The organism is Bradyrhizobium sp. BR13661 (assembly GCF_029892425.1).
Lineage (GTDB): Bacteria > Pseudomonadota > Alphaproteobacteria > Rhizobiales > Xanthobacteraceae > Bradyrhizobium.
The window spans coordinates 96,560-109,151 of record NZ_JARXWB010000003.1; the positions used below are offsets into that span (position 1 = coordinate 96,560).

Annotated in this window: 9 protein-coding genes; 3 read left to right on the plus strand and 6 right to left on the minus strand. The window is 63.0% G+C overall.

Going from position 1 to position 12,592, the window contains the following annotated elements; translation table 11 throughout:
* The first annotated feature begins 9 nt into the window (after positions 1 to 9).
* Genes M2427_RS06115 through M2427_RS06125 form a run of 3 tightly spaced genes read left to right on the plus strand, consistent with a single transcriptional unit; the run spans position 10 to position 3,361 of the window.
* The gene (locus tag M2427_RS06115; protein ID WP_280705308.1) at positions 10 to 1,518 is read left to right on the plus strand and encodes an ABC transporter substrate-binding protein; all 1,509 of its coding nucleotides are present in this window, start codon (positions 10 to 12) and stop codon (positions 1,516 to 1,518) included.
* Between the two features lie 10 nt (positions 1,519 to 1,528).
* Positions 1,529 to 2,470, plus strand: a complete 942-nt coding sequence (locus M2427_RS06120) for an ABC transporter permease (protein ID WP_280705309.1) — start codon at positions 1,529 to 1,531, stop codon at positions 2,468 to 2,470.
* Positions 2,471 to 2,473: 3 nt separating this feature from the next.
* Entirely contained in the window at positions 2,474 to 3,361 is an 888-nt protein-coding gene (locus M2427_RS06125; protein WP_280705310.1) for an ABC transporter permease, read from the plus strand.
* Here the strand turns inward: M2427_RS06125 and M2427_RS06130 are convergent.
* The 6 genes from M2427_RS06130 to M2427_RS06155 all read right to left on the minus strand — a co-directional run bounded on the left by M2427_RS06130 (position 3,358) and on the right by M2427_RS06155 (position 12,582).
* A complete protein-coding gene (locus M2427_RS06130; RefSeq protein ID WP_280705311.1) occupies positions 3,358 to 4,104 on the minus strand; it encodes a hypothetical protein in 747 nt (248 codons plus the stop codon). The two genes, M2427_RS06125 and M2427_RS06130, sit on opposite strands and share 4 nt — an antisense overlap.
* Positions 4,105 to 4,112: 8 nt before the next feature.
* Positions 4,113 to 5,363, minus strand: a complete 1,251-nt coding sequence (locus tag M2427_RS06135) for an adenylate/guanylate cyclase domain-containing protein (protein ID WP_280705312.1) — start codon at positions 5,361 to 5,363, stop codon at positions 4,113 to 4,115.
* On the minus strand, positions 5,360 to 5,749 hold the full coding sequence (locus M2427_RS06140) for a response regulator (protein WP_280705313.1): 390 nt from the start codon (positions 5,747 to 5,749) through the stop codon (positions 5,360 to 5,362). Before M2427_RS06140 ends, M2427_RS06135 begins: the two co-directional genes overlap by 4 nt.
* Positions 5,746 to 8,325, minus strand: a complete 2,580-nt coding sequence (locus M2427_RS06145; RefSeq protein WP_280705314.1) for an ATP-binding protein — start codon at positions 8,323 to 8,325, stop codon at positions 5,746 to 5,748. The genes M2427_RS06140 and M2427_RS06145 overlap by 4 nt, the downstream gene beginning before the upstream one ends.
* A 54-nt stretch (positions 8,326 to 8,379) precedes the next feature.
* Positions 8,380 to 9,363, minus strand: a complete 984-nt coding sequence (locus M2427_RS06150) for an ABC transporter substrate-binding protein (RefSeq protein WP_280705315.1) — start codon at positions 9,361 to 9,363, stop codon at positions 8,380 to 8,382.
* 123 nt (positions 9,364 to 9,486) lie between these two features.
* Positions 9,487 to 12,582 (minus strand): MexW/MexI family multidrug efflux RND transporter permease subunit, encoded by a 3,096-nt coding sequence (locus tag M2427_RS06155; RefSeq protein WP_280705600.1) that lies wholly within the window; start codon positions 12,580 to 12,582, stop codon positions 9,487 to 9,489.
* Between the last annotated feature and the right edge of the window lie 10 nt (positions 12,583 to 12,592).

The window sequence follows — 12,592 nt, forward strand, 5'->3', positions numbered from 1 at the left end:
GACTGTCCGATGAAGAAGTTTTGCCTCGCCGCAATGGCGGCTGTGTTCCTGGTCTCGCTTGGCGCCGCCCAGGCCCAGACCACGCTGCGCATCGGTCTTGCCGAGGATCCTGATATCCTCGATCCCTCGATGGCCCGCACCTATGTCGGCCGCATCGTGTTCGCCGCCTTCTGCGACAAGCTGTTCGACATCGATGAGAAGCTCAACATCGTGCCGCAGCTCGCGCTGTCGAGCGAGACGGTCGATGACGGCAAGGGCCTCATCATCAAGCTTCGGCCCAGCGTGAAATTCCACGACGGCGAGCCGTTCGATGCAGAGGCCGCCAAATTCTCGCTGGAGCGCCACCTGACACTCCCCGGCTCGTTCCGCAAGCCGGAGCTCGCCTCCGTCGACCACATCGACATCGTCGATCCCCTCACCATCAAGCTGGTGCTGAAATCGCCGTTCTCGCCGCTGCTGGCCCAGCTCACCGACCGCGCCGGCATGATGGTCGCGCCGAAGGCCGCCAAGGAAGCCGGAGACAAGTTCGGCCTGCACCCGGTCTGCGCCGGCCCCTATAAATTCGTCGAGCGCGTGCAGCAGGACCGCATCGTATTCGAGAAGTTCGCCGACTACTGGAACAAGGACAACGTCTTCATCGACAAGATCGTGTTCCAGCCCATCGTCGATGGCACCGTGCGGCTTGCCAATCTGAAATCCGGCGGGCTCGACTTGATTGAGCGCGTGTTCGCGACTGATCTGAAGGACGTTCGGGCCGACGCGCGGCTGAAGGTCGCGACCGCGATCGAGCTCGGCTATCAGGGCATCACGCTCAACATCGGCAAGGACAAGGCGAAGGGGCCGCTCAGCCAGTCCGCCAAGGTACGGCAGGCACTCGATCTTGCCATCGACCGGGACGCCATTAACCAGGTCGTGTTCAATGGCGAGTTTCAGGTCGGCAACCAATGGGTCAATCCCGACCATCCCTACTATCAAAAAGCCGTTCCGGTACACGCCCGCAATGTGGAGAAGGCCAAGGCGTTGTTGAAGGAGGCCGGCGTGACACCACCTGTCAGCGTCGATTTCCTGGTGCCGAAAGGCGCGGAAAACGAAACCCCGGCGCAGATGATCCAGTCGATGGCCGCGGAAGCCGGGTTCGACATGAAGATCCGCGTCACCGAGTTTGCGACCGGATTGAAGCAGGCCGAGGCCGGCGATTATCAGGCCTTCTGGCTCGCCTGGAGCGGCCGCATCGATCCCGACGGCAATTCCTACATCTTCCTGCACAGCGGCGCGCCTCAGAACTACGGCGATTGGAACAATCCGCAGGCCGACAAGGCGCTGGAAGACGCACGTCTCATCACCGACCCTGCCAAGCGCAAGGCCAGCTACGAAACGCTCGCAAAGCTCGCCCAGGATGAGGAGCCGATCCTCTACCTCTATCACCGCCGCATCATCATCGCGCACACCACCAAGCTCGAAGGCTACAAGCAGATGCCCGACGGCCTCGTGCGCGTCGTCGGCCTCAAGCTGAAGTGACGCTGAGAGGATGCTGAACTTCCTCGCCCGCCGGCTGGTGCAGATCGTACCGACACTGTTCTTCGTGTCGGTTTTGATCTTCTCGCTGCAGCAATTGCTGCCGGGCGATCCTGCTTTGGTGATGGCGGGCGAAGAGCGCGATCCCGCGGTGATCGAGCAGATCAGGCACCAGTACCGGCTCGATCAGCCTATCCCCGTGCAGTACGCCTACTGGATCAAGGGCGTCCTTGTGGGCGACTTCGGCGAGTCCCTGCGCAACAAGATGCCGGTGCGCGAGCTGATCGCGCAGAAGCTGCCGGTCACGCTGCAACTCGGCGGAATGGCGATCATCATCGCCTTCCTGATCGGGATTCCCGCCGGCATCGTTGCGGCCGTCAAGAAAGGGACGGCGTGGGACTACGGCGCCAATTTCTTCGCGCTGTGGGGCATCTCGACGCCGAATTTCTGGCTCGGCATCATGCTGATCTTTCTGTTCTCGATCGAGCTCGGCTGGCTGCCGGCCTCCGGCTATGTGCCGCTCACCGAGAACTGGCGCGCGAGCCTGGCTGCGACCATCATGCCGGCTTTCGTGCTGGGCAACGCGATTGCCGCAATCCTGATGCGGCACACCCGCAGCGCGATGCTGCAGGTTCTGGAAAGCGATTATGTCCGTACCGCGCGCGCCAAGGGCCTGTCCGAGCGTTCGGTGATCCTCAAGCATGCCATGCGCAATGCGCTCACCCCGATCATCACGCTCGGCGCGCTCGAGCTCGGCACGCTGCTGTCAGGCGCCGTGCTGACGGAGCAGATCTTCTCCATTCCCGGCTTCGGCAAGCTGATCGTGGACGCCGTGTTCAACCGCGACTACGCCGTCGTGCAGGGCGTGGTGCTGGTGACGGCTACGGTCTACATCACGCTCAATCTGGTCGCCGATGTCGCCTATATCCTCGTCAATCCGCGGCTGAGGGGCTAGGCCATGACCGACGCCGTGCTCGCGGCCAATCCCGGCACTGATGCCGGCGAACTGGACAGCCCGGCGCGCCGGGCGCGGCGCCGCCTGTTCAAGCGCAAGGCGGCGGTTGCAGGCCTCGTGGTCCTCGCCGTTTTCATCCTGATCGCGCTGCTGGCGCCTCTGATCGTACCCTATGACCCCATCGCGACGAGCTGGAGCCTGGTGCGCAAACCGCCCACCGCGGCACACTGGTTCGGCACCGACGAACTCGGCCGCGACATCCTGAGCCGCGTGATCTACGGCGCGCGCGCTTCGCTGCTCGCAGGCCTGATCTCGGTCGCGATCGCGCTGGGGATCGGCGTGCCGCTCGGCCTTCTCTCCGGCTATCGCGGCGGCTTCGTCGATGCGCTGATCAGCCGGATCACCGATGCGATGCTTGCCTGTCCGTTCCTGATCCTGGCCATTGCGCTGGCGGCATTCCTCGGTCCCAGCCTCGGCAATGCCATGATCGCGATCGGCATCTCGGCAACGCCGGTCTTCATCCGCCTCACTCGCGGCCAGGTGCTGAGCGTCAAGGCGGAAGACTATGTCGAGGCGGCTCGCGCGCTCGGCAATCCGCCCTGGCGGATCGCGGTCTCGCACATCCTGCCGAACATCCTGCCCGCGCTGCTGGTACAGGCGACGCTATCGATCGCCGCTGCCATCATCGCGGAAGCCGCGCTGTCATTCCTTGGGCTCGGCCAACAGCCGCCGTCGCCATCCTGGGGCAGCATGCTCAACGCGGCACAACGCTTCCTGACCCAGGCGCCCTGGATGGCGATCTGGCCGGGGCTTGCGATCTTCCTCGTGGTGCTGTCGCTGAACCTGCTCGGCGACGGCCTGCGCGACGCGCTCGACCCGCGCCAGCGTTAAATCACGCACTCCCGCATCACCCGCCGGCAATCCATCTCATATTCGAGGTCCACCACCGGCGGCCGCGCGAAGTGCCAGGTCAGCCCAGAGCGCAGCGCGCCGCGCCGAACCAGCTCGTCGACCAGCGCGTGGTGGAAGTCGTGCACTGAATAGGCCTGCACGCCGGTCGTGTCCTTCCAGCCGAAACCGAACGCCGTCATCCGGTTTTCCATCTGCGAGGTCGTCGTGAACCGCACCTTTTCGCGCAGGCCTTCCGGACTGAGATCACGGTAGCGCACAGTGCGCTCGACATAGGTGCCGCTGCCTTCGCGCGCTTCGGCGCCGCCAGCGATCACGAAGGACGGTCCCTTCGAAGTTGTTGGGCGCGTGAACGAGAATGCGTAGAACGACGGCTCCGATGGCGGATCGATCTCCGGACAGACATTGCTCCGCGCGACCGGATTGGTGGTACCGTCAAAGATGCCCCATTCGGACAGCGTCTTCACATAGTGCAGGTTGAACGCGCGAAAGCCCTCTTCGCTGAAAGCCGACGGCGAGCGGAGCTCGCAGGCACAGAACGCCGTCAGCGGACGCCCTTGCGCCTGGATGTACTTTGCGGCCAGCGCAAACCCTTCGGCCAGCGGCAACAGACGATCGAACCTGACACGCTCGATCTCATAGCCGTCATCGGCGGCCGCACCCGCAGAGTACTGGAACACGGAGGGGATGAACCGGTAATTCCCGGCGGAGAATTCACGCGTCATATCGAGTCCTAATCCAGCTGGATGCGAATACCCTTGGCGCCATTGAGCAGGCGCCGCAAATGAAAGCCGGCGAGCGGATCGTCGGCGTGCATCCCGACCAGCGCGGCAAAGGCCGGCATCGCGGCGGCATCGCCCGCCTCCACCTTGGCAAACGCCTCGGTATATTGCGTCGTCGCCGGCGCATGAAATTTATCCTGTCGCAGCGGCTCGAACGCGCGCAGCGGTTCGCTGCGGCCGCGCAGCATCAGATCGCCGACGGGACGTCCCTGAAAATTCGCCGCCGCCTCGGCGATACTGGAGCTGACGCAGATGCGGGTGCCCAGTTGCTTGTTGGCGGCCTCCAGCCGGGCCGCGGTGTTGATGGTGTCGCCATAGGCGGTGTAGTCGAAGAAACGATTGCCGCCGAAATTGCCGACGAGTGCGGAGCCGGCGTGAATGCCGATGCGGGTAGTGCCGAAATTCACGCCCTTGGCGTTCTGGCGCGCACAAAACTCCTGTGCCCAGGCGTCCAACTCGTGAGCGCACGCGACCGCACGCGTCGCATAATCCGGCTGATCGCCGGGGGCGTTGAACAGAACCTGGATCGCATCACCGATGATCTTTGCAACGGTCCCGTCATGCGCGAAGACAACTTCGGTCATTCCGCCGACATATTCATTGAGGAGCGCGCCCAGTGTCTCGGGCGGCGCGCTTTCGACCAGCGACGTGAAGCCGGTGATATCAGTGAAGATGACGGCGACATCGCGCCACTGGACCTCGATCCCCTCACCGCCGCTGCCTTCCGCCAAACGCTTGGCGAGCTCTGGCGAGAAGTGGCGCGACAGCGCGGCATGGGCCCGCTCGGCCTCCGCCTGGCGGCGCCGCACCTCGCGCAGCATCTCGATATGGCGAAGGGTCTTCTCGATCGTGGTTTCGAGGTCGGCGAAGTCGATCGGCTTGGTGAGAAAATCGAAAGCGCCGCGGTTCATGGCGGTGCGAATGTTGCTCATGTCGCCATAGGCGGACACGATGATGGTCGATTTCTTGTCTTCTGCTTCCTGCAGCTTTTGCAACAGCGACAGCCCGTCCATCCTGGGCATGTTGATGTCCGAGACCACCATGTCGACATGCGGATTCTGCTCGATCGACTCCAGCGCCTCGAGGCCATCGCGCGCGAACATGATGGTGACGAGCCCGTCACGGATCTGCCTGCGGAACTTCTGCAGGATCAGCGCCTCGAGATCAGGCTCGTCATCGACGAAGAGGATGGTTGGGGTCATGCCGCCTGCTCGAGCCTCGTATCGATCTGCTGGCGCAGCAGCGCGAAATCGATCGGCTTGGTGAGAAGCCCGGTGGCGCCGCGCTCGATCGCCTTGCGGCGCGTCTCGGCATCGCCGTAGGCCGTGATCATGATGACGGGAACGTCGGGACGCTCGGCGCGCACCTTGGGCAGCATGTCGAGCCCGCTCATGCCGGGCATGTTGATGTCGGACAGAATCAGGATCAGCGAGGGGTCGCGCACTTCGGCCGCGCGCTTCAGCGCATCGGGCGCAGAGGGTGCGAATTCCATCTGGAAACGGCCCGATCGCAGGTCGCGCCGGAATTGCTGCCGGAACAGTGCCTCGACATCGGGCTCGTCATCGACGACCAGGATGTAAACGTTCACGTCTTGCCTCCGGAAGTGCCGCCTGCCGCCGCTGCGCGCGGCAGGGTGATGATGAATTCGGTGAATACACCGGGCTCCGTGTTCACGTCGATCGTGCCACCGTGCTGTTTCACGACGATGTCGTGACTCATGGACAGGCCAAGCCCGGTGCCCTCGCCGGCCGGCTTGGTGGTGAAGAAAGGATTGAACATCTTCTCCTTCACCTCCTGCGGAATGCCCGTACCGTTGTCGCGGATCCGGATCTCGACCTTGCTGCCCAGGCTTTTCGTCGCGGCGCTCAAGGTCGGCTCGAATTCGTCCGCAGCACTTTCCTTGCGCTTGGCCGCCGCATAGAAGCCGTTCGAAATCAGATTGAGGAAGACACGGGTGATTTCCTGCGGGTACACATCGATTGCGCCGGCTGCGGGGTCGAAGTCGCGCTTGAGCGTGACGTTGAAGTTGGGCTTCTCTGCGCGCGCACCGTGATAGGCCAGATTGAGGCTCTCCTCCACGATCGCGTTGATGTCGGCGGCCCGATGCTCGCCGGAGCCTTCGCGCGAGTGCAGCAGCATGTTCCTGACGATGGAATCGGCGCGCTTGCCGTGCTGCACCACTTTTTCAAGATTGCCGCGCAGCATGCCGGTCAGCTCGTCCACCTCATCCTTCGTCTTGTCGTCGAGCGATGCGCCTTGCAGGACCTCGTTGAGCTCGTCGATCAGCTCGGTCGAGATCGAGGAGAAATTATTGACGAAGTTGAGCGGGTTCTTGATCTCGTGGGCGATTCCCGCCGTGAGCTGGCCCAGCGAGGCCAGCTTCTCGGTCTGGATCAAGCGGTCCTGAGCCGAGCGAAGATCGTCGAGGGATCGTGAAAGCTCTCTGGTGCGCTCCTGGACTTCCTCGAACAACCGGACATTCTCGATCGCAATAAGGGCCTGGTCTGCAAAGGTCGCGGCGAGCTCGATCTGCTTCTCGCTGAAAGGCCGCACGACGTGCCTCGTCAAGACAAACACCCCGATGGGTGCACCCTCGCGGAGCAGAGGAACACCCAACATCGTACGCACGTTGGAGCGTCTTCGCGCAGACGAAGGAGCATACTCCGGATCGGCCTGCACGTCCGGAACATGAACTGTCTTGCAATCAAGCAGGGTGCGTCCGACGACGCTTCCCCACTCCGGCACGGAAGCAAATGTTCGAAGCTTGTTCTCTTGCTCCGCGTCAAGACCGCAGCTTGCTGCCAGATAGAAGGCGCCATCGCGGGGCCGGAAGATCGTTCCTTCGTCTGCGTCGCACAAACGGGCCGCCGATCCGACCAGCGTGTCGAGCACAGTCTGCAGATCGAACGTCGAGCGGCTGATCACCTTCAGCACATCGGCCGTTGCCGTCTGCTGCTGCAGCGATTCTCTCAATTCGGCAGTCCGCTGCTCGACCTTGTTCTCCAGGTCCGCATAGGATTCCTGCAGACGCGCGCCCATGTCGTTGAACTGGTCCGCCAGCCCCTCGAGCTCGTCGCCGGTTTTGATCGAGATTCGCTGTGAGAAATCGCCGCCGCCGATCCGCTCGGCGCCGCTGCGTAGCGCCTGGATCGGGCCGACCATGCGGCGCGCCAGGAAAATTCCGGCCAGCACCGCAAAGATCGATGCGGCGAGCAACACGATCGCGAGCCGCTGCAACGAGGCGTAGAGCGAGGCGTAGGCCTCTTCGACCGGTAGCTCGACGAACATGGTCCAGTGCAGCGGCTCGATCGGTGCCGAGGCGGTCAGAACTTTCTGGCCCTGGATGTTGACTGCTTCCTGCAGCGCGACGGGCATGTTGCCGCCGCCAGCCTGAGCCGCGCGCACCTGCATGAGCCCCGACATGTCGGTGTTACGCAGCACCAGGCTGATGTCGGGATGCGCGATCAGACGTCCTTGCGGGCCGACCACATAGGCATGTCCGTGCTCACCGACCTTGATCTGGGACACGACGTCCCAGATCAGCTTGAGATTCACCTCCGCGATGCTGACGCCGGCATCCTTCCGCGCCCCGGCCAGCGCCAGCGTCATATAGGGCTCGGACTCGCGACGGAAATAGACTGGCCCGTAATAGACCTTGTGCGCGACCGCTTCCGTGAATTTCGGGTCGCTCGACAAATCAGTACCGCTGTCGATCGCATCCATCGCGAGACGCGAGACGCGCAAGCGCTCCTTGCCGGTCGAATCCACCTGGGCGAGCTCGGTGATCGCAGGCACCTGGCGCAGCAGCCGCAGCGCGTCGAACCGGCGCGGCTCGATCGAACCCGCGGACCACGGCAGCTGCGTGGTCCAACCCAGCTGGCTCTCGATCTCCTTGATGAACTGGCTGATCTTTGCGGCGGCGGCCTCGGCCTGCTCGTGCTGGACCCGGATCAGCGCGGCCTTGTGCTCCCTGTAATAGAAGAAGACCTCGAAGAGACCATTGGCCAGCAGGGCGACCGCGACCACGGCTACGAACAGCGCGACATATTTGGTGAAGAGCCGGCTTCTGATCCCCCGCCCGGCCTTGGCGAACGCGACGCCGCCCCCGGCCGCGCTCGGCAGGGTCCTGGTTTGCGTTGTGTCGGGATGGACGGAAATGCTCATTCCCCCAAGCCTAGCAAGAAGGCCGGACCTTGTCTTTCGCTGCAGTGCACAAGGCTATTCGATAACCTCGTCCGCAAGTGCCAGCAATGTGGGGGGAATTTCAACCCCGGTCGCCTTGGCGGTCTTCAGATTGATCACCAGAGGATAGCGGGTCGGCAGCTCGAACGGCAGATCGCCGGGGTCGGCCCCGTTGAAAATGCGCGCGACCAGCGCGGCCGCCCGCTCAAAGGATTCCGAGGAATCGGCGCCATAGGACATCAGACCGCCGTCACGGGCGAACTGATCGAATTCGTAGATCGCTGGCAGCTTCCGGACGGCCGCAAAGTCGAACACGCGCTCGCGGTTGAGAATGGTCAGCGCATCCGCCACCATCAGGATCCCGTCAGGCAAATCGCTCATCATCACCGAGAAGGCTTCGTCGAAATCGTCAGGCTCGCGCACGCCGAGCGCCTGGACGGTCAGTCCAAGTGCCTGGGCCGCCTTTGCGGAGGCCTGGTAGCGCATGGTCATGCCGAGGTCGTCCTTGTTCCAGAGCATCGCGACCTTGGTCAGCTTTGGCGACACCTCCTTGAGCAGCGACAGCCGCTTGGCGCTGAGGGTCGCGGCGACATCCGAAATCCCGGTGATCTTGCCGCCGGGATGCGCCAGGCTCTCGATCAGCCTGGTTTCGACGGGATCGCCGACGCCGCTGGCCGCGACGGTGGCGATGCCGGCAGCCTTGGCGGCCATCGCCGTCGGGTAGCCAATGATGACGATGACGTCGACGTTCTTGGCCTTCATCTCGGCGATCAACCCGGGCAGCATCGCGACGTCGCCCAGCGCGCCCCGCGCTTCAAAGGCGAGGTTTTCGCCAAGCTTGAAACCGCGTTCTCCAAGCACTTTGATCAGGATCTTGCCGCCGCGGCTCTCTGCCGTGATGGGCACGATCGGCGTCACGGTACCGAGACGATAGATGCGGCCAGACGCATCGGCCGACACCAAGCCGGGCCGAACCAGCGCCGCCCCGCCAAGCATCGCCAGAAATTCACGCCTCTTCATGCGAAGACCCACTTCAAGCGCACACCCACGCCGCTCCAGCCGTCATATTACGAGATATTGCGCGACAAAAAAAAGCGGCAACAGCGATGGCTGTTGCCGCTTCGCACGCAAATGCAGCCTTGGTCAGGTCGCCCGCAGCGCCTTGGCGTTGAGATCGAGCTCGTTCATCTGCTTGTTGCGATCGGAATCGGCGGCCGCACGATGGTCGGTCGCCAGCACGACATAAACTGCGGGCAGGACAAAGAGCGTGAACAGCGTGCCGATCGACATGCCCGCGACGACGACGAGGCCGATCGAGAAGCGGCTGGCCGCACCGGCGCCGGTCGCAGTCAGCAGCGGGATCAGACCGGTCACCATCGCAGCCGTCGTCATCAAAATCGGCCGAAGGCGGATACGAGCCGACATTTCGATGGCCGAGCGGCGGTCGAGCCGTTCGTTGATCTGGAGCTCATTGGCGAACTCCACCATCAGGATGCCGTGCTTGGTGATCAGACCGACCAGGGTCAGCAGGCCGACCTGGGTGTAGATATTCATGGTGGCCGCACCGAAGAACAGCGGGATCAGCGCTCCCACGATCGCCATCGGCACCGAGATCATGATCACGAACGGATCACGCAGGCTCTCGAACTGCGCCGCCAGCACCAGGAAGATGATGATGAGCGCGAAACCGAAGGTGATCGCGAGCTGATTGCCTTCCTGCACGTACTGCCGGGAGTCCGCGAGATAGTCGTGGCTGAAGCCGGCCGGCAGCTTCTTGGCCTCACCCTCAAGGAAGTCCACCGCCGCGCCAACGGTCACGCCGGGCATCGGCACGGCCGAGAAGGTCGCCGAATTGAGCTGATTGTAATGCGTCAGCGAATTCGGGTCGGTCCTGGTCTTGATCGAGATCACGGTCGACAGTGGGAGCTGCTGGCCGGTGCTGGTCGTCACATAATAACCGCCGAGCGAATCCGGCGACAGACGCTCGCTGCGCGGCACCTGCGGGATCACCTGATAGGACCGGCCCTCGAGGTTGAAGCGGTTGATATAGTTGCCGCCGAGCAGAACCGCGAGCGTAGAGCCGAGGTTCTGCATGTTGATGCCGAGATCCTGCGCCTTGCTGCGGTCGATCGTGACCTGCACGCTCGGCTGGTTAAAGGCGAGGTCGCTGTCGGAGACGATGAACATGCCGCTCTTGCGCGCAGCGTCCTTCAGCTTCTCCATCTGCTCGAAGACGGTCTGGTAGCCCGCGGTGGAGTTGATGACCATCTGCACCGGCAGACCACCGGGGCCACCCGGCAACGGCGGCAGGTTGAACGCGAAGGCCTGGACGCCCTCGATCTTCGAGAGCTCGGCCTGGACCAGCGGCTTCAGCGCGATCGACGAGCGCTTGCGCTCGTCCCACGGCTTGAGCAGCATGCCGGCGATACCGCCTTGCGGGCCGTTGATGCCATTCAGCACAAAGCGCAGATCGGTCTCGGGGAAGCTTTGAAACTTCTTGTCGAGCTTGTCGCCGTAGAAATCGACGTAATCGATGTTGGCGTATTTCGGCGCCTTGGTCACCGCAAACACGATGCCCTGGTCCTCCTCAGGCGCCAGCTCCTTCGAGGTGTGCAGATAGAGGAAACCTACCAGCCCGAGGATCGTTACCGCGAACAGGCCGGTGATGGCCTTGTAGTCGAGCGAGCGATCGAGCCTGCGGCCGTACCAGCGCGTCATGGCGCCGAACACACGATTTACCAACTTCGCAAAGCGGCCTTCTTCGGTGTTCTTGAGCAGCACCGAGCACATCATCGGCGACAGCGTCAGCGCGATAACGCCCGATACGATCACCGAGCCGGCGAGCGTAAAGGCGAATTCTCGGAACAGCGAACCGGTCAGACCGCCAAGGAAGCCGATCGGGGCGTACACGGCGGCGAGCGTGATGGTCATCGAGACGACGGGACCGACGATTTCACGCGCACCTTCGAGCGCCGATTGTACCGGCGTCTTTCCTTCCTCGAGATGTCGGTGGATGTTCTCAACTACCACGATAGCGTCGTCGACCACGAGGCCGATTGCGAGCACCATCGCAAGCAGTGTCAGCAGGTTGAAGCTGAACCCCATCGCCAGCATCAGCGTGCAGACGCCGATCATCGACAGCGGGATGGTGACGACAGGAATGATGACCGAGCGCAGCGAGGCCAGGAACAGGAAGATCACCACGATCACGATGATCACGGCTTCGCCCAGCGTCTTCTCCACCTCGTCAATCGAGGATTGGATGAATTTGGTCGAGTCGTAGGCGACCTTCATCTTCATCGACGGCGGCAGGTTACGCTCGAGCTCCGGAAACAGCGCCCGTACGCCCTTGACCAGCGTCAGCGGGTTGCCCTGCGGCGTCGCGTTCACGCCAATGAAGATCGCATGCTCACCGTTGAAGGCGACGCTCGCGTCGGTGCTCTGCGCCGCGAGTTCGACCGTGGCGATATCCTCCATCCGGACGAAGCCACCGTCCTTGGCCTTGACGATCATCTTCCGGAACTGGTTGACGTCGGTCAGGCTGGTGTTCGTCGAGATGTTGGAAACGATAAGATAGCCCTTGGTCTGCCCCGCTGCGGACTGGAAGTTGTTCGCGGCGATCGCGGCCGAGACATCGGCCGGCGACACGTTGCGGCCGGCCATCTTCACGGGATCAAGCCAGAGCCGCATCGCAAAGGTCTGGCCGCCCAGGATATCGGCCGAGGCTACGCCGTCGACGGTCGACAGCACCGGCTGTACCACGCGCGTCAGATAATCCGAGATCGCCGAACCGGACAGTTCCTCGGAGGAGAAGCCGAGATACATCACCGCCGTGGTCTGGCCAGTGGTCTTGGTGACGATAGGGTCGTTCGATTCCTTCGGGATCAGATATTTGACCGAGTTGGTCTTCGCCAGCACCTCGGTGAGCGCCTGGTTCGGATCGAAGTTCAGCTTGATGTAGACCTGAATCGTCGAGGTGCCGAGCACCGAGGACGAGGTCATGTAGTCCACGCCTTCGGCCGAGGCGACCGCCTGCTCGATCGGCGTCGTGATGAAGCCCTGGATCAGATCCGCCGACGCGCCGGGATAAACGGTCGTGATGTTGATGACCGTGTTCGACAGCTTCGGATACTGCCGGATCGGCAGCACCATCGCCGCACGCAGGCCGATCAGCAGGATCAGCAGGCTGACGACGACCGACAGAACCGGGCGCTTGATGAAAATATCAGTAAAGGCCATCGCGGCGATC